Genomic DNA, 16466 nt, shown 5'->3' on the forward strand with positions numbered 1-16466 from the left:
GATGCCGCCTTCTCGGCGTTTTCACGTCAAACAGACAGGTTCACTTAGGCTGTTTGACCTAGGCGCCGCCAGATAAATTAAGCCGCCTAATAGCGTCTGATTTCACTGCAACATCTGACCTTAAGGCCAGCGAACACCACATTAGGTTAGTCGTTCGTTTAATGTTGATGCTTTGAATCTCGCCGTACTTGGCTTACAGTTATACTGTCGTATAACAAGGAACTAATTGCAAGCGCCTGCTAAATGAAGACGTTTCCCCTCCGGGAGGCAGATGGGCGCCCCCAGAGACGAGACAATCAATGGCAAACGTACCTGCAATAGAGATCCGTGATCTTCACAAACAATTTGGCTCTCTCGAGGTCCTCAAGGGCATCTCCCTGACCGCACGCCAGGGCGATATCGTCGCCATCATTGGTGGGTCAGGCTCGGGAAAGTCCACACTACTTCGCTGCATTAATCTGCTGGAGCGCCCTACCTCGGGCGAGATAGCGATCCAGGGCGAACCCTATCGCATGAAGAGCGCCCGCCATGGCGGTCTTGAAATCGCAGACCGTCGCCAGGTTCAGCGTATTCGCGCTCACCTCGGCATGGTTTTCCAGAACTTCAACCTGTGGCCACACCGTACGGTTCTGGAAAACGTGATCGAGGTGCCTATTCATGTGTTGGGCATGAAACGCGACGAGGCCATTCATCGCGCTGAGGAACTACTCAACCGAGTGGGTCTTGGCAGTAAGAAGGACATATACCCAGCCGTTATGTCTGGCGGGCAACAGCAGCGCGCTGCGATTGCCCGAGTGTTGGCCGTCGATCCCCTGGCCATGCTATTCGATGAGCCCACATCGGCACTCGACCCTGAGTTGGTCGGCGAAGTGTTATCCGTGATTCGTGATCTAGCGGCCGAACAGCGCACCATGCTGCTAGTGACCCATGAGATGGCGTTTGCGCGTGACGTGGCCACACATGTGGTGTTCCTCCGAGAAGGCATGATCGAAGAGCAGGGCCCTCCTGAGCAGATTTTTGGTGACCCGCGCTCGCCACATTTAAAGCAATTCATCGGCTCAGTGGCCTAATCACTATCACCTTTTTCACATCGACAGATCTGAAACTACGTAACCACACAACATCGAAAACGAATGAGGTAATTCCTATGTTCAAAACGTTCACCGCTACCGCTGGCCTTATTGGCCTGAGCATTTTCGCCGCCCCCGTATTAGCAGATAGCTACAAAATCGGACTATCCGCTGAGCCTTACCCACCCTTCTATTCGCCGGATGCCAGCGGCAACTGGTCGGGCTGGGAAATCGATTTCATCGAGGAACTGTGTGTTCGCCTGGATGCTGAGTGCGAGATCAGCCCAGTGGCCTGGGAAGGTATCATTCCGGCCCTGAAAACCGGCAAAATCGACATGATCATCGGTTCAATGTCGATCACCCCAGAGCGCGCTGAACAAATCTCCTTCTCGAATAAGTACTACTCCAGCCCCACCGGCATCGTGGCACGTAAATCCACTGACATAGACCCCACCCCCGAAAGCCTGGAAGGCGCCTACTTGGGCATTCAGTCCGGTACCAACCAAGAGCAATATGCGCGCAAACATTATGCGGATAGCGCCAACCTGAATGTCTATCAAACTCTTAATGAAGAGCTTCAGGATCTGGTCGCTGGCCGTATTGACGCTATCGTCGCCGACTCCTTGGCGGTGCAGACCTTTATCAACTCAGAGACCGGCCAATCCTGCTGCGAATACCGCGGCGAGGTGGCAAGCGATCCTGAACTCATGAGCGAGGGCATGGGGGTAGGCCTTCGCCAGAGTGATACCGAACTGCGCGAACGCGTCAATACAGCCATTGACGCGATGCGCGCCGACGGCACCTACGAAGAAATTAGCGCCCCTTACTTCGACTTTGATATCTACGGCAGCTAATCCCCACCAGCGAAGGCCGCGCACCCAGGCGGCCTTCGCTTTCCATTCTCATAAGGACAACCGCCACTATGACGACTGTCTTCGACTTAAGCTTGCTGGCCTATGAGCCTCCCGGCTGGGGCAAGGTGCTGCTCGTCGGGTTCCTACGCTCGATCCAGCTGGCAGCGGGTGGCTACTTGCTGGGCATCCTAATCGGCATCGCAGGCGCCGCTGGCAAACTGTACGGCAACAAGGTCGTCCGCGACCTGTTTGAAATCTACACCATGGTCATTCGTGCCGTACCCGAACTGGTGCTGATGCTGCTGTTTTACTACGTCGGCACCGATCTTTTGAGCCGTGCTTCAACCGCGATGGGGTTTGGCAGCGTCGATATCGACGGCCTGACTGCCGGGATTCTGGTAATAGGCCTAGTACAGGGCGGCTACGCGACCGAAGTTTTTCGCGGAGCCATTCTCGCCGTTCCCCGCGGGCAGACCGAGGCCGCCCAAGCCTTTGGCATGTCGCCCGGCAAAGTGTTGCGCCGAGTCACTCTGCCAGCAATGACGCCACATGCCCTTCCCGGCATGGCGAATCTGTGGATGATCGCCACCAAGGATACCGCCCTGCTGGCCGTCATCGGCTTCAGCGAGCTAACGCTGGTCACTCGGCAGGCTGCTGGTGCTACGCAGCATTACATTATGTTCTTTTTGGCTGCGGGCGTGCTGTATCTGGCGCTAACGCTGGTATCAAACTTAGCCTTGCGCCGCTTCGAACGCTACGCACGGCGTGGCCTTGTCTCCACACGCTGAACTCAAGGAATGCCTGTGTCTGACCCTCATACTCTAGCGTCGCTCACCCGACCCTCGCGAACGCCCACACTAACCAAGTTGTCTGGCCTACTCGAGCCTCATCGCATTATCCTTCTTGTGATATTCATCGTCGGCCTAGTGGCTGCGATTCAATTGATGGACTGGAGCTGGCTACCCCGCTACTTGCCCAAGCTCTGGGAAGGCCTGCAGATGACCTTGATCATGCTGGTATCCAGCGTGGTGGTAGGCTTTCTGATCGCACTGCCGTTAGGGCTTGCGCAAGTCAAAGGAGCGTGGCCACTGCGATGGTTGGCCACCGGCTTCTGTACCGTCATTCGCGGCACACCACTGCTACTGCAACTGTGGCTATTCTATTTCGGGTTGGGTGCGCTGTTCGGCCAGTTTCCAGAAATCCGCGAATCCTGGGCATGGGATTATCTGCGCCAAGCCTGGCCCTATGGCTTCATTGCCCTCACCGTGTCATTTGCCGCCTATCAGGGTGAAGTGATGCGCGGTGCCTTTGCCGGTGTGCCCCATGGCGAACTGGAAGCCGCCAAGGCTTTCGGCATGTCGCGGCGTAAGGTATTTAGCCGCGTCTGGTTTCCACGTGCCGTTCACCGGGCTCTACCGACACTAACGGGCGAGATCATCCTGCAACTGAAATCCACACCGCTGGTTGCTACCATCACCGTAATGGACCTGTATGCCGTTATCACCCAGGTACGCCAGACCACGTACCTGACCTACGAACCGTTACTGTTCCTGGTCGCTGTCTACCTCTGCCTGAGCGGCATCTTGGTCGTTGGGCTGCGCTGGCTGGAAAACCGCGTACCGCATTAACGGCCGTTGGCCTGTGCGAACATCACGCGTATCAACGCTAATTCAGGACGTGACACAGCCAAAAAGGGGTGGCCCAGTGGCCACCCCTCTTTCTAGTGCTGATTCTAGTCCTGATACTGACAATCGCGCTGCTTTAGCCTTTATAGCCAGGGTCCAGCGCTTCAAGCGTGCGCAGGTGCGCGGCCCACTCGAGTTCAAGGTCGCCATCTTCATGAATGGTCTGGTCGTACTGACGCGCCACATGACGCGCCACCTCTTCTGGCACCAGCCGTAAAGGCTGGCCAGTAGATTGCACGGCTACCTGTAGCTCACAGGCGCGTTCAAGGTAGAACATATTGTTGAACATCTCTGCAGCCGAGGCGCCGGTCGTCAACAAACCATGATTACGCAGCACCAGCGCCGGATTATCACCGAGGCTAGCCACGATGCGCTCGCGCTCGGCCAGGTTCAGGGCAATACCTTCATACTCATGGTAAGACACACGTTCGTGAAACTGCAGCGCAATCTGGTTAAGCCGTGTTTCAAGACCTGACTCCAGCGATGAGACCGCCACCCCAGCGCAGGTGTGAGTGTGCATCACCCAGGCCGCATTATGGCTGGCAGCATGAATCGCGGAATGGATGGTAAAACCCGCCGGATTCACTTGCTCTGGGCTGTCATCAATTTTATGACCATCAACGTCAATCTTGACCAGCGAAGAAGCCGTAATCTCTTCCCAACGCCAGCCATAAGGGTTAATCAGAAAATGTCCCTTTTCGCCAGGCACCCGCGCGGTGATATGGGTGTAGATCAGATCCGTCATGCGATAGTGGGCAGCCAGACGATAACAGGCGGCCAGCGCGATGCGGGTTTCCCGTTCGGCGTCACTCATCGTGGTGCGTTGAGACTGATCGAGACTCATCAGATGCTCCTTTGCAGCAAATTGGTTGTCGTGCAACGTGGTTAATGTTCGCCTCAGTAGCCCCGCGCCCGATCGACACCCATGGCAAGCGGCTGACCATCGCGAAGGGCACGGGCAGTGTCAATCACCTGCCCTGCAACCACCTCTGGCAACGAATCACTGGCAATGTGTGGTGTGATGCGCAGGCACTCATGCTGCCAGAAGGGATGATCCGCGGGCAGCGGCTCTTCACGGAACACATCCAAGCTCGCCCCGCCCAAATAGCCCTGCTCTAGCGCCGGAATGAGATCATCCTCGACCAAGTGCTCTCCCCGACCGATCTGCACCAGCCAAGCCCCCTTGGCGAGCTTCGCGAACAGCGCTTTGTTAAGCACATTCTCAGTGGAGGCCGTCAGCGGCAGCACATTGATCAGATAATCGGCGCCATCTGCCGCCGCCATGACAGCCCCATCACCTGTCAAATAAGTCACACTCTCAACCGGTGCCTCTGGCTCACTGCGGCAGGCCACGTGCACGGAAAAGCCGAGCGCGGCCAACGCTTTAACCACGGCGCGGCCCATAGTGCCGTGCCCCAGTACCGCCACCTTCCTTGATGCTGGCGCGCGCATCGCCAACGGCGCCCAATGCGCCTTGGCTGCATTTTGTTCCAGGGTGGTGAACTCGCGCTCGCGATGAAGTACCTCATGCGCTGCAAAGCCCGCCATCAAGTCAGCCTGATGAGGGTCCCGCACCCGAGCGATATGTACTTCATCGCTCAGGCCAGGATGCGCCAGCAGAGCATCAACACCAGCCCCGATAGACATCGCCAGTTCAAGATTAGGATAGCTCTCGAAAGCCTGATCGTTGGGCAACCAGCAGATCGCAAAACGCACATCTTCGGGGTTATCAATCTCGTTAGGATGGCGCAGTACGACATCGCTCGCTTCATCGCGCAAGGCGTTGCCATAAATAGCATCAAGGTCGAGCGAATCACTTAGATAGACGCCTAGAATCGAGTTCGCGTTGGTCATGCAGCTTCCTTCGTTTCACATTCGAGATTAACAGTGACTGCAAAACAGCCTCTTGTTACTCAAATGTATAACAAATCGCATTGCGATGCCATGGGATGGCCCATCATCAACCAACCATAACTCTCTATCCAGCGCATAACACCCACGTAGCACGTGTGACGAGGAACGAGCCTTCGAGGCACCCGCGAGCAGTGACTGAGCAACCACTCACCGGTACTTTCGAAATTATTATGTTAATCGAAACTCTAAAACTTCATCGCCGTTCTCTAATACCGCACCTGTAGGCAACCACCCCAACCGACGGTAAAACCCATGGGCGCGAACGCTCGCGTTGCTATCGGCGGCTAACCAAATCGAATTTGCACCGTTGCGCTGGAGTTGATCGACCACGTTACTGAGTAACTTTTTACCAACCCCCTGACCTTCGAAATCAGGCAACACCGCGAGCACCAATATTTCTCCCGTCGCCATATCACCTGTGCAAAACCCAACGATGCTCTCTTGGCTTACACACACCCAGCCATAAAGCCCCCCCGCATCAAGTCCCTCAACAACTGCTGCATGGGTGATCCCCATTTGCGCCAATTGCTGTTTGGAAATCGGGTTCTCTCGGGTTTTACCACGAACCTCAAAAAGTGCGCTCACATCGTCAATTTGTGTTTTTCTATAATGCAGTGCCATCAGCAAACACTCCTTGTTGCTCAACAACTTTCAAACTCGAACATGCCCATACGTGCGCGACAAAAACGCCTCCAATGTTGAAAGCATGCTTTGAATACCATCAAGGCGATAAGTAGCGCGTGGTAACGAGTGGCGAGGAACGAACCTTCGAGGCACCCGCGAGCAGTGCCTAGGCAATTACAAAGAGCTACTCGTCTCAATAGACTCTATGATCACACTTCCCAATTCAGCTATTGCGCTATTTCGTTCTTCAAATGATGCATCAGTTTCGGTGATATAAAATGCCACGATGGTAGGCTCGCGCTCTGGCGGCCATATAACGGCGGTAATAGATCTTGAACCAAAACCACCGGCTCCCGTCCGATCTCCAATCACCCACTCATCAGGCATATGTGACCTAAACAAGCCATCAGCCACTTCATTATTAACCAACCATTCACGCAGTTGGTTTTTCGACTGAGGTGATAGCGCGTTTCCCACTACTAGCTTCTCAAGGTTACTAACCATGGCATTGGGTGTTGAAGTATCACGTTCATCATGTGGGGTAGCCTCGTTTAACTCTGTCTCCCAACGATCCAAGCGCGTGACACTATCACCCAGCTCTCTAACAAACTCCGTCACGGCTTGCGGTCCACCAATCGCCTGTAAAATTAGGTTAGCCGCCGTATTATCGCTAGTTGTCATCGTCGCTTCGCAGAGCTCAAAAAGCGATATCTCCCGATTATCCGCATACGCTTCAGTAACGGGTGAATAAGTGACAATGTCAGAAGCAGATACCTTCACTCGTCTTTCGAGTTGCTCATTTCCTTCATCCACACGCTGCAGCAGCGATGCACATGCTAAGGTTTTAAAGGTGCTGGACATGGCGAACAGCTGGTCTGCGTTGTATTCCCAACGCTGCCCAGTTTCCAAGTTATAGGCTGCAAAACCAACACGCGCGTCCAACTGTCTCTCGATACGATCAACCTCTGTAAGCAAATTATCATCCTGAGCCATCAACACAGAAGGAACCGCTATTAAGAAAATCGACATAACCCAGCGCGAAACTCGTTGTTTGCAATCCACCTTCATCATCCTTTTAAAATCATAAAATTTATAACGAGGGGTAAATCGATCACCTCGTCTGTCTATATGGCCTATGGAGCGCTCTCCAAGGCCTCTAGGATAAAACCCGCTTTGGCAGCCGTATATGCTTCCCTGTCTGACTTAAATTCTGCCGCCCACAACCGCTTATTCTTCTCATACCGTTGGGCTAGTTGGGTATTGGCAAGCAGTATGTTCCGAAATGCCAAGCGCTGATCCCATTCGTGACTACCGTAGACCATGAGGTGTAGGTGATGTGTTCTGCGCCCCTCAGTCCACCGCATAAGCCAACGCCGCTCAACTAACGAAGCGTTGAACGCCATCGATGTTGCATAGCCTGCACGGCACAACGGCTCCATTAATTTGTCAGCACGTGATATCGAATCCACGCCAGCCAATATATCGATAACCGGCTTGGCAGAAAGCCCCGGTACGGCAGTACTCCCAACGTGTTCGATGGCCAAAAAATCACCTGAAAACAAATCAAAGAGACGCTCTCGCTCCTCCTCGAACATTCGTTGCCAGCTGGCATCATATGGGAAGATTACCACCTCCTCATTAATCGCTCTTTCTAGGGATTCCGCTTCATCCATCGTCACTATCCCTTGCACCATCAATCTGATCAAAAATCACCATTGCCATATACTCCCGTCTGGTCACTGTGGCGCCGAACCAGCCCTACCAAGGCTCCTGCATTGGCACTTAGTGCCTTAAATACGGAAGAGCAAGTGTTTTTTGTTCAGGCTATCCAAAGCCGAGCTGTGAAATTTGCAGCAGCTCAACGTCATAGAGCTTTCTCTTGGCTGGCACAGCCACATTGTTAAAAGTCGGGGTGTTGTTGGTAATAGGGCGAACGTTTGACAAGCACCAAGCCAAATAACCTGGCTCCCAGCCATTTGAGCAAGCCGCTTTGACTTCAGAAGGCTGCCATTCATGTATCTCTTCAACATCCACAATTGCAACAGCCCAGCCATCAGGGTCAACGGGGTTATCAGCAGATAAGAAGTGAGAATTTTCTACAATCAAAAGATCACGGATAGGTAAAGATTCCGGGCGCCACGAGCGAACCTCCAGCGTCTTTTTCCCTGAAGCTATATTGGAGCCATGTGGGCTTACTATTGAAAGTGCAAGCATAGACCACCCTTCTTTAGAAAAAATTAAAAACTCGAATTGAAATCAACAATAAAAATAAAAAACGCTGCAGTTTAAAACTCAATCTTATTAAACACTTTCGAATGCAGCTAATAAAACCGCAACACAGCTATACCCCACTCCTATCACGGCAGGCAGTGTAGACATCGCAAACCCTGGGGCTCTCCATAATACATTACGCCTGTAACCTACCCAAAATATGACGCGACCAGCAACAAAAACTCCAGAATAGATGGGCAGCAAGCTCAAGAATTGATAAGGCATTAAAGCAGATAGCGCCAATATATTAATAGCGAATATCATAAGCTGCTCATGAGTATTAGAGAGGACTCTTAGATCAACCTTCATCCCTTCTGTATTTGCTTCACACTTAGTTGGATCCGCTGACAGGTTTCCGAAACGCTGGGAGCCAACTCTAACAATCATCAAAAAAAATAGTGTCACGGGAAAAACAAGGCACATTATTCCGAGCTTTAGCCGCTCAACTAAGCTAACCTCTTCAGCAACTTGAGGCAAAAAACTATAGAAAGAAATAAACACCACTATAGTCCCCAAAAACCCTAGCAGCATACCCATTTTAACTGTTCTATCATCGCTTCTTTGAGTCATATTCTAATTCCCTTTAGTCCATAATGAAGCTCTAGATACATGTTTTCAAAGTGCGGCTAACGCTGATAAAACGGTACCAAAAGCATCCAGATCGGCAATATGGAGATTATGTGAACGCTCGTGCTACAACCTCGACATTGAATCCCTCTGATTCTTCGGGAGGCTCAAAGTAGCCCGTCACCACTCTGAAAACCTCCTCGGTGTCGAACGTCGCGCGCTCAGGCTGCTCCTTTTGCCGCTGTTTCAGCTGTTTTAGACAAATCTCGTCATCTGCCACCACATAGTACAGTTCGTGAGGTATCTCTCGTTGCGAGTAGATATCCTTGAACCAAGCCCTTTGCTTCCTGGTGTTGCCGGGGAAGTCTAGAACCACAGTGGTACCGGCCATGAGTATTTGCTCAACATGTGCTCTGAGCAATGGCTTAAGGCGTGACGAGTAACTGATGTAGTCGTTGAAATCATTGATGTCGGCAGGGAAAAGAGCAGCTAACCAGTCATCCTCTGAAAGAAGCACCGCGCCGCGCTCACGAGCAATGCTGGCAGACAACGTGCTTTTCCCAGCGCCCATCTTTCCACAGAAGAATATCAACGTTCCGTAAGAGTTCATTGATTGCTCCTTATGAACAATGCACGCGCGGCTTTAAATACTACTCCGCAGCCTCTTTCAGATTCTCTAATGGAACCTACCCTGATTTTTTGCTGGTAGATTTTTCGCACCATAGCCAGCCATTCAACATCCAAATCGTGAGCATTGCAGTGGCCACATGCTTCACCTTGCTATGACCCACTAACCCACTTTGAATAACTGGCACGCTCAATATCCACGACCTCGGCGGTTAACGAGCAACGTGGAATCTCAAGTGTTTGCAATTGCGCTAATACCGATCTTGAAAGCATTTGCTTTTGGGCAGGGGTTCTACCTGACAGAATTTTTAACACCACATGAACAAAATATGACGTTGCCTGCCCCGTCAGATAGCATTGATAAGCGATTGACCTTACTTTTATGTCACTGCCATCAGCCTCAAATAGCGCCGACTTCATGGCACCTGAAAATACCAATGGCAAGATCAACTCGCCGTCCAATGAAGCTGAATGTTCAACAATGCAATGTGGCACGAACTACTCCAAAAATATAACGCTGTTAATACGCGCGGCCTTGTAGTGAAGGTGAAGCCCCAACGGAAAAAGCCACCTCTGATTGCGTTTATTAATCTTGAGCCGAAAATGCCAAATGATTTCGTCCAGCCTAACTTCGCTCTCAGCGGCCAGAAAGCCGCGTAGCGGTTCGCCATGACCGATTAACCTTAAGAGACGCCACCCGCTCCAGAGCCTGTACCGGTCGAAAGCAACTCTCTCACGGCCTCTTGCAGATGTGTTGGTAATACAAAATTCACGCTATCACCATTCGGTGCACGATAGGCTCCCGCCTCCAAAGTATAGAGATCCACGGTACTGACAGTCTGGTCTCCAAGCCGCCATCTGCCCACTATCTGCGTCAACGCCCAGTTCGCCAACTCTGTCGGCGTGTTAGGTCCAGATGGAGGATCGACGCACTCTCGCCTGACAACTCCATCAATTACACCACAAACAGCCATCTGATGTGGCTCGCAGGTTATTTGTCCGCCTGGAGGGTTATCGCAGTCACAAATATTTTTGACAGGCATACTTTGCTCCTTACGAATCGCGAAGATGGTAAACACCTCCATCCAACTCAACCCGATAGTCAGGAAGTGCATTCGATGAGTAACGCAGCTGTTCTAAGGCTTTTCCGGCGTCCGAGGCATTTATTTCGATGGCGTGAAGTTTCGTGGATCGGTGTTCTGGTTTGATGCCCCTCAGGTTGAGTTCTCTTCGAGTCGCTTTTCCTATTGCGAGAGCAGCTTGCTCAAAGGTCCAACCTTCAGGAATGCTTAGCCTTAAGTTGTCTTCGAGCTGTTCTCTGTGGCGCTTCGGATAGGTAAACCAAACAGCGAAAAATATAGCAAAGCCTGCTGTGCCTGACACGCCAAGTTTTGCTCCACTAAGATACTCTTTTTGAAGTGAGAACAAAGCCTCTCCAGCCAGAAAGCCACCCGCAAATCCACCGCAAAGCGCCGTCAAAAAACGCAACGTATTGTACTGGGCTGGAGAAGACGTATCTTTCACGAAAAACGTGATTATAAGGAATACAACGAGAGAGACAGTAAAGCCGAACCCAATCCATAGCTGCAAAGACATACTCTGTACCTCTTGGTATATAACTGTCTCAGAGTGCCTATCTCACAATCCCAACCCGGCGCTACGCTCTGGGAAAAGCCAGAGCACCGCAAAGATTGACTCCCAAAAGCGTATTGATACTTATTGAGCCTTCCCCCTAATTCAACCAATTTGGATAAGCTAAAAAGACGACCAAACCTAACAGAATAAGACTCAATAAACTTTTACCATAGCACCCATCGTAATTGCTGACATATCGAACTGCATGCTCGACGCCTTTATGCCTGCTTGCTCAATCAACACAGGTAAACCCTGCTGCATAAAAAAGTCTTCTGCAGCAGGATGATGATCGTTGTCTAACTGGATCATTACGGAGTGTCCTGAAACCGGGCTTCTACACCTAACTCGAGGCCCGTCGCTTTGATTATCCATCCTGCTATCAATACTCTGAGCGAGTGGGCTTACACCGGCGCTAAACCTGAAACTAACTGGGACTGTAAAGTAACCCGCTGTTTGAATAGGAAAGATGCTGGTTAACCGATGAATGTCTAGTGCCCCAGGCCAACTTACAGGGAGCAACCCTGTCTGCCAGTAATTAACGGTCACACTAAGAGAGCCTCAATAGGCGACCGAAGGAAGTACCCTTGCGGTATTTTTGCTGTAAGCCATTCACAGTCAACAATGACAAATGAAGTAGGGTCACTGGCTCAGGGACTTGATAAATACTGCGGCCTATTGACAGGCAGAAGGCTCATAGGTGTTATGTGTTGATCTCGCTTGAAAATTGCGCTGGCATAAGGATTGCCATGTGCCATAAGCAAGCTGTTAACTCTTGGGTATCGTATCAGGACGTATATATGGAAGCATGTGCGCTACGTAGTCAGCTTTTCCAAGTTCGATCTTCTCGCTGCGCAATATTGAATAAGCAGTCATAATGTGGAAATAGAACTGGGCTAATGTCCAATCGCGTGCATATTGCTCGGCGGTCAAATCGAGAATCATACCGTTCGGAAGTTCGTGCGTAAGTGGCTTATCCGCTTTTGCATCTAGCGCGTCCGGGGCGAGGCCGTCCAATAATGCGATAGTTTCATAAATCCGAGCTTGAGCGTCGGCAAGCGAACCGGGCCGCTCACCTGCATTTCGCCCTTCTGCGAGCAGTTCATCGATAGATTCTGGAAAAGGCTTTCCTTGAAGCCGGAATATTGCCTCCTGAGCCTGCACGCAAGCAAACCGAACCTGAGTCGACAGAGGAAACATGTCCGGCGCTAGGCGCGCGGATAACAGCGCTTCCGCATCTGCTTTCTGAATCTGCGCCTGTGCCTTCCTCAGCCAGCCTGAGAGCGCCCGTAGCATTTGCGTATAGGTTGGGACGAGTAGCTTCGTTAGTGACATGGATTTCCTTCCTTAAAAATTGATAGCTGAGTATTGCCCGTTATTGAGTACATGTTTATAAAACTGAGTTGTCCGTAAAGACAGCGAGGGCGTACTGAAAAACACATAACGAGGCTGTAGAAAAACCCGATTTCGAGCTGTCTCCACCGCCTGTTATCCTTATTCATGTACCCAGCCGGTCATCTGGCGGAGTAATCTTCGTATCGGCATTTAGCCACTTGGGCGCCCAGCTAAAGCTTGTTGAAGACGGCCTTTTGCTCTTAAAAAGCAACTTACCCCGCTCTAAGCCCTTCATGGCGCGGCCAAGTGGCCGTAATTAGCCAACGTCTCAATATTGGCCAGCCGTCCGGTCGCATCGTTGCGGTACTGGGGATAGAAAACGGACACGTCGAGCTTGTGCTCGATCAGGTAATGCACTGCGTGTTCAAAGGTGCCAGGTTGGAGTTGATCTTGGTAGTTGATCACCACCATGGCGTTCTGATCGTAGTTATAAGCCTTGAAGCGCGGCAGGCTGACCACTCCTCGTATGTTTCCTCGATCCTACCAAAACTTAGCCGTCAGCGGAGTTTTTCTACAGGCTCAACGCCGCAATCACGCGCTTGTCGCGTGCATTGCATTGTTAGCCTATTCATTTCGATGGCTTCCGTCAGTCCTGACGAGAACTACTGCTCTTACTGGCGTCGGTCCTTCTCCACCAAGCAAGGCATTACCATCCTCAGTAGCTCCCACCAGCTCAAGCCCCTCCAAAAGTTCATTAGGGAGTTCCGAATCTTGATGCTCGCGACGGAGCGCAACGAGTACACTCGCCAACCACGCACGCAGCGCTGAGGGCCTATTGGAGCTACTAAGAAGTTGAGCAACAGGCGTGCCAACGTAACCCATCTGCAGTGCATCCCCAAACATCTGCATGCAGCATGTGCCGGTTATCTCAGTATGTCCAGAAACCGTGCGGAGCTGGTGCAGCGGATTCGCCCACTGAAGCGTTCCCGATCTCCCACCCAGATTATTCAACGCGGTGAGTCCGTCAGCAACAAAATACGCAAAATCGAATCCGTGCCCAACCGGGTAGAAAACACCAAAGGTTCCCACTGAGGGAAGGATTGCACCCGACAGCAGGTCTGATGGCGGTTTGAAGGTGCGCGTAGCTGGGCCTATGAGCGGCCGATTAGACAGAAGATCCCATTGTTCTAGGTTCGCCCGAAAGGAATATGGTTTACTCAATTGCGCAGTTCTGTAACAACCGAATGGCTTTGAGGCAACCTTTGCCTGATTGAACGTGATACGCGCTGCACTCGGGTTACCCATAGGGTAGTGAACTATGAGTACATCACATAGCTCACAGCGTGGTGTCGAACGTCCCGCCCCGCGTGCCTGATTGAACGTGACTTGATAGCGATTTCCGTGATACTCCTTAGCCAATGCCTCGGATCCAAGAGAACTGAAGGCCCGGATGAAGGCCCTGAAAAGTGCCAGCTCCCCTCTCGCACCGAGAGATTGTTTGCGAAAGGCGCGCTGTAGTTTTAATCCAGTGACCAAGGCTATTCCTTTTTGGCTAACGCCCCAATCACCGGGCCAGCGGAGTGGAGCAATTTTTGTGGTATAAGGGAGCGTAGCGACACCACAAAATATTGCGCAACGTAGCTGGCTCCGCGTGCATTGGATTGTTAGACCAGCACAATAACACTTGGTTACAGCGCGTCCGTTTTTCCATATGTATTAATCAGTAATTTTGCTAAAAGTACCCGTTTATGATGGTTCAAACTTAACTGGCTATACAATTCGTTCAGCAACCGGAACGTTTCGCGAGGGTACGCACGATTGGCCTCGCTATAACCGCGTGCGTTAGCTTCCCAATGGGCAAAAGCCCCATTTTCATCGTCTCTCACTGTGTCGCGACAATACTGTATAAGCTCTTTAGGATCAGTAAGTGAATGGTAAAACTGAGTAATCAATATTTGATCATACCGCCAAGGAAAGCGTGATAGCTCCACTTTCCAATGATCAAGATATCCAGAAGTACGGAACGCGTTAGCAATTGAATTATCTAAATCTGCCCGCCGGATTACCAAACTGTCTATATCATTAATGCTTTCGACATTAGGGTCTAATGCTCGTATGGCCATAAGCAACTTGTTAGTTTTTTCTCGCATTCCTTCGGTTGTATCACCAACCTGCTTTACTGTCTTGACCTCATTGTCTGAAACCACAACCCATGGATTCTCGACATGCATCAATAGCTCAGAGTTCTTTAGATCATTCGGAGTGCAGTAATCTGGATTATTCACCAACATGATTCCTGCAGATGCATAGGCTCTAGCTACCATTCGTGAACAGAACTGCTTAATCCCTCCGTTTCCAGCGATTTCTGGCGCTATTGATTTTGCAGCCTCTATTTTTGTATAAGATGTTCCTGTAGAGGCTCTTCGACGTCACCCCATCTTCAGTAGCACCCGGGTTTAGAGTCTGACGTTACTTTATCGTGTTTTAAAACCAGTTGCTCGGCATAGGCGGAAGGCGTTAATCCTCCCAGTCCTTTCTTCGGTCTTTCCTCGTTGTATTCCCGTCGCCACGCCTCGATGATGACTCTCGCGTGATGCAGGCTGGTGAACCAGTGCTCATTTAGACATTCGTCTCTAAAACGCCCGTTGAACGATTCGATGTAGGCGTTTTGATTGGGCTTTCCAGGTTCGATTAAAAACAGGGCAACACCACGTTGATGAGCCCACGTCAGCATGGCGCGTCCGCAGAACTCCTTCCCATTATCCGTACGAAGGGCACTTGGAAGGCCACGTTGTAGCACTAGATGATCCAGAATCCGTGTTAACGACAGCCCGTCAATGGCACGGTCAGGCACGATAGCCACGGCTTCATGGGTGGCGTCATCGACAATAGTGAGGTTCTTGATCACTCTCCCTTCCGCCGTGCGGTCAAACACAAAATCCATTGACCAGACCTGATTGGCAGCGCCAGGGCGGCCCAGGGGCTTGCGTTCAGACAGGGGAATCTTCTTACGCTTGCGTCGCTTTACCTGCAACCGAGCCGCCGCGTAGAGGCGTTCGACGCGCTTGTGATTGACCTGTTCACCGGCTTGACGCAGCTTCAGGTAGATCATGCCCGCGCCGTAACGACGATGTCGGTGTGCCAAGGCAACAATGCGTTCACGTAATGTCTCATTGCGGTCAGGAGCCGGTTGGTAGCGCAATGCACTGGCACTCATACGCATGACACGGAGCGCTCGGCGCTCACTCAGGCCACGTGACACCATAAAACGCACCACGTCTCGACGTGCCGGGGCGCTCACCACTTTTTTCTCAGCGCCTCGCGAGTGACCTCCATCTCCAATAGCGACTCCGCGAGCAGCTTTTTCAGGCGTCCATTTTCGGCTTCAAGCTCTTTCAGTCGCTTGGCATCGGGGACGCTCATGCCGCCAAACTTGCTGCGCCAAAGGTAATAACTTGCTTCCGAGAAACCGTGCCGACGACATAGCTCCTTGATGGGGAGTCCCGCCTCCGCTTCGCCCAAGAAGCCAATGATCTGTTCTTCGCTGAAACGCTTCTTCATGTCCAATCTCCTTAGCATAGGATCGGACTCTAAAGTGTAGCGCTACTCAATCTGGGGGTGACGTCGTCTTGCATAATTTACAATACTGTCTGCTTGAACCTCTGAAAGTGGTGTTTTTAGTCTCAAAATGTAGATCGCACATTCATCGTCGTATAGGAGCTTCTGTATATTCCTTGCTTGCACACCTTCTCCCGTCGAATCAATGACAGACCCATAGGCAACACAAATCATTGCGTGAGATATGTCACTGCGAGTTACTTTTCGGATAAATCCACTGTCTTTCCCGGAAGTGGTCGTGAGAACAACATCGCCTTTCATCAGGATAT

The 16466-nt window shown here is 51.4% G+C and carries 19 protein-coding genes; 4 read left to right on the top strand and 15 right to left on the bottom strand.

Going from position 1 to position 16466, the window contains the following annotated elements; all coding sequences use genetic code 11:
• Nucleotides 1-299 precede the first annotated feature (299 nt).
• The 4 genes from L1X57_RS16405 (at nucleotide 300) to L1X57_RS16420 (ending at nucleotide 3552) form a co-directional block, all read left to right on the top strand.
• On the top strand, nucleotides 300-1070 hold the full coding sequence (locus tag L1X57_RS16405; RefSeq protein WP_234667794.1) for an ABC transporter ATP-binding protein: 771 nt from the start codon (nucleotides 300-302) through the stop codon (nucleotides 1068-1070).
• 77 nt (nucleotides 1071-1147) lie between these two features.
• Nucleotides 1148-1924, top strand: coding sequence for a transporter substrate-binding domain-containing protein (locus L1X57_RS16410; RefSeq protein WP_009723473.1), 777 nt, complete (start codon nucleotides 1148-1150; stop codon nucleotides 1922-1924).
• A 68-nt stretch (nucleotides 1925-1992) separates the two neighbouring features.
• Entirely contained in the window at nucleotides 1993-2712 is a 720-nt protein-coding gene (locus L1X57_RS16415; RefSeq protein ID WP_009723474.1) for an ABC transporter permease, read from the top strand.
• Nucleotides 2713-2721: 9 nt separating this feature from the next.
• Nucleotides 2722-3552: an ABC transporter permease gene (locus L1X57_RS16420; RefSeq protein WP_039869124.1), complete on the top strand. Its 831-nt coding sequence runs from the start codon at nucleotides 2722-2724 to the stop codon at nucleotides 3550-3552.
• A 133-nt stretch (nucleotides 3553-3685) separates the two neighbouring features.
• Here L1X57_RS16420 and L1X57_RS16425 read toward each other — a convergent pair whose 3' ends face one another.
• The 15 genes from L1X57_RS16425 to L1X57_RS16495 form a co-directional block, all read right to left on the bottom strand.
• Entirely contained in the window at nucleotides 3686-4453 is a 768-nt protein-coding gene (locus tag L1X57_RS16425; protein WP_009723476.1) for a class II aldolase/adducin family protein, read from the bottom strand.
• Nucleotides 4454-4506: 53 nt separating this feature from the next.
• A complete protein-coding gene (locus tag L1X57_RS16430) occupies nucleotides 4507-5463 on the bottom strand; it encodes an NAD(P)-dependent oxidoreductase (RefSeq protein WP_009723477.1) in 957 nt (318 codons plus the stop codon).
• 228 nt (nucleotides 5464-5691) lie between these two features.
• Entirely contained in the window at nucleotides 5692-6144 is a 453-nt protein-coding gene (locus L1X57_RS16435) for a GNAT family N-acetyltransferase (RefSeq protein WP_009723478.1), read from the bottom strand.
• Between the two features lie 177 nt (nucleotides 6145-6321).
• A complete protein-coding gene (gene bla / locus L1X57_RS16440) occupies nucleotides 6322-7215 on the bottom strand; it encodes a class A beta-lactamase (protein ID WP_009723479.1) in 894 nt (297 codons plus the stop codon).
• A gap of 65 nt (nucleotides 7216-7280) precedes the next feature.
• Complete coding sequence (locus L1X57_RS16445; protein WP_009723480.1) at nucleotides 7281-7820, bottom strand: GrpB family protein; 540 nt, start codon at nucleotides 7818-7820, stop codon at nucleotides 7281-7283.
• Between the two features lie 151 nt (nucleotides 7821-7971).
• Nucleotides 7972-8361 carry an ASCH domain-containing protein gene (locus L1X57_RS16450; protein WP_009723481.1) on the bottom strand — a complete coding sequence of 130 codons (390 nt, stop codon included), beginning with the start codon at nucleotides 8359-8361 and terminating at the stop codon, nucleotides 7972-7974.
• 87 nt (nucleotides 8362-8448) lie between these two features.
• Nucleotides 8449-8988 (bottom strand): MAPEG family protein, encoded by a 540-nt coding sequence (locus L1X57_RS16455; RefSeq protein ID WP_009723482.1) that lies wholly within the window; start codon nucleotides 8986-8988, stop codon nucleotides 8449-8451.
• Between the two features lie 106 nt (nucleotides 8989-9094).
• Nucleotides 9095-9595 (bottom strand): AAA family ATPase, encoded by a 501-nt coding sequence (locus L1X57_RS16460; protein WP_009723483.1) that lies wholly within the window; start codon nucleotides 9593-9595, stop codon nucleotides 9095-9097.
• Nucleotides 9596-9765: 170 nt separating this feature from the next.
• On the bottom strand, nucleotides 9766-10107 hold the full coding sequence (locus L1X57_RS16465; protein WP_009723484.1) for a 5-carboxymethyl-2-hydroxymuconate Delta-isomerase: 342 nt from the start codon (nucleotides 10105-10107) through the stop codon (nucleotides 9766-9768).
• A 558-nt stretch (nucleotides 10108-10665) separates the two neighbouring features.
• Complete coding sequence (locus tag L1X57_RS16470; RefSeq protein WP_009723487.1) at nucleotides 10666-11208, bottom strand: hypothetical protein; 543 nt, start codon at nucleotides 11206-11208, stop codon at nucleotides 10666-10668.
• A gap of 192 nt (nucleotides 11209-11400) precedes the next feature.
• Complete coding sequence (locus L1X57_RS16475) at nucleotides 11401-11556, bottom strand: hypothetical protein (RefSeq protein WP_009723488.1); 156 nt, start codon at nucleotides 11554-11556, stop codon at nucleotides 11401-11403.
• A gap of 456 nt (nucleotides 11557-12012) precedes the next feature.
• Nucleotides 12013-12579 carry a DUF1993 domain-containing protein gene (locus L1X57_RS16480; RefSeq protein ID WP_009723489.1) on the bottom strand — a complete coding sequence of 189 codons (567 nt, stop codon included), beginning with the start codon at nucleotides 12577-12579 and terminating at the stop codon, nucleotides 12013-12015.
• A 291-nt stretch (nucleotides 12580-12870) separates the two neighbouring features.
• Nucleotides 12871-13098: a hypothetical protein gene (locus L1X57_RS16485; RefSeq protein ID WP_009723490.1), complete on the bottom strand. Its 228-nt coding sequence runs from the start codon at nucleotides 13096-13098 to the stop codon at nucleotides 12871-12873.
• A 1169-nt stretch (nucleotides 13099-14267) separates the two neighbouring features.
• On the bottom strand, nucleotides 14268-14870 hold the full coding sequence (locus L1X57_RS16490; RefSeq protein WP_009723492.1) for a hypothetical protein: 603 nt from the start codon (nucleotides 14868-14870) through the stop codon (nucleotides 14268-14270).
• 149 nt (nucleotides 14871-15019) lie between these two features.
• A protein-coding gene (locus L1X57_RS16495) for an IS3 family transposase (RefSeq protein ID WP_409559424.1) occupies nucleotides 15020-16140 on the bottom strand; the annotation gives its coding sequence in 2 pieces (ribosomal slippage) (nucleotides 15020-15882 and nucleotides 15882-16140; 1122 coding nt in all).
• Nucleotides 16141-16466: the final 326 nt, after the last annotated feature.

The sequence above is a fragment of the Halomonas sp. TD01 genome, assembly GCF_923868895.1.
In the GTDB taxonomy this organism is placed as follows: domain Bacteria; phylum Pseudomonadota; class Gammaproteobacteria; order Pseudomonadales; family Halomonadaceae; genus Vreelandella.

Excerpts from the sequence above, each read along its gene's own strand:
- L1X57_RS16460 (WP_009723483.1), bottom strand. The coding sequence starts at position 9,595 with ATGAACTCTTACGGAACGTTGATATTCTTCTGTGGAAAGATGGGCGCT.
- L1X57_RS16410 (WP_009723473.1), top strand. The coding sequence starts at position 1,148 with ATGTTCAAAACGTTCACCGCTACCGCTGGCCTTATTGGCCTGAGCATT.
- bla (WP_009723479.1), bottom strand. The coding sequence starts at position 7,215 with ATGAAGGTGGATTGCAAACAACGAGTTTCGCGCTGGGTTATGTCGATT.
- L1X57_RS16490 (WP_009723492.1), bottom strand. The coding sequence starts at position 14,870 with ATGTTGGTGAATAATCCAGATTACTGCACTCCGAATGATCTAAAGAAC.
- L1X57_RS16420 (WP_039869124.1), top strand. The coding sequence starts at position 2,722 with ATGCCTGTGTCTGACCCTCATACTCTAGCGTCGCTCACCCGACCCTCG.
- L1X57_RS16425 (WP_009723476.1), bottom strand. The coding sequence starts at position 4,453 with ATGAGTCTCGATCAGTCTCAACGCACCACGATGAGTGACGCCGAACGG.
- L1X57_RS16435 (WP_009723478.1), bottom strand. The coding sequence starts at position 6,144 with ATGGCACTGCATTATAGAAAAACACAAATTGACGATGTGAGCGCACTT.
- L1X57_RS16470 (WP_009723487.1), bottom strand. The coding sequence starts at position 11,208 with ATGTCTTTGCAGCTATGGATTGGGTTCGGCTTTACTGTCTCTCTCGTT.
- L1X57_RS16415 (WP_009723474.1), top strand. The coding sequence starts at position 1,993 with ATGACGACTGTCTTCGACTTAAGCTTGCTGGCCTATGAGCCTCCCGGC.
- L1X57_RS16480 (WP_009723489.1), bottom strand. The coding sequence starts at position 12,579 with ATGTCACTAACGAAGCTACTCGTCCCAACCTATACGCAAATGCTACGG.
- L1X57_RS16450 (WP_009723481.1), bottom strand. The coding sequence starts at position 8,361 with ATGCTTGCACTTTCAATAGTAAGCCCACATGGCTCCAATATAGCTTCA.
- L1X57_RS16475 (WP_009723488.1), bottom strand. The coding sequence starts at position 11,556 with ATGATCCAGTTAGACAACGATCATCATCCTGCTGCAGAAGACTTTTTT.
- L1X57_RS16405 (WP_234667794.1), top strand. The coding sequence starts at position 300 with ATGGCAAACGTACCTGCAATAGAGATCCGTGATCTTCACAAACAATTT.
- L1X57_RS16455 (WP_009723482.1), bottom strand. The coding sequence starts at position 8,988 with ATGACTCAAAGAAGCGATGATAGAACAGTTAAAATGGGTATGCTGCTA.
- L1X57_RS16430 (WP_009723477.1), bottom strand. The coding sequence starts at position 5,463 with ATGACCAACGCGAACTCGATTCTAGGCGTCTATCTAAGTGATTCGCTC.
- L1X57_RS16445 (WP_009723480.1), bottom strand. The coding sequence starts at position 7,820 with ATGGATGAAGCGGAATCCCTAGAAAGAGCGATTAATGAGGAGGTGGTA.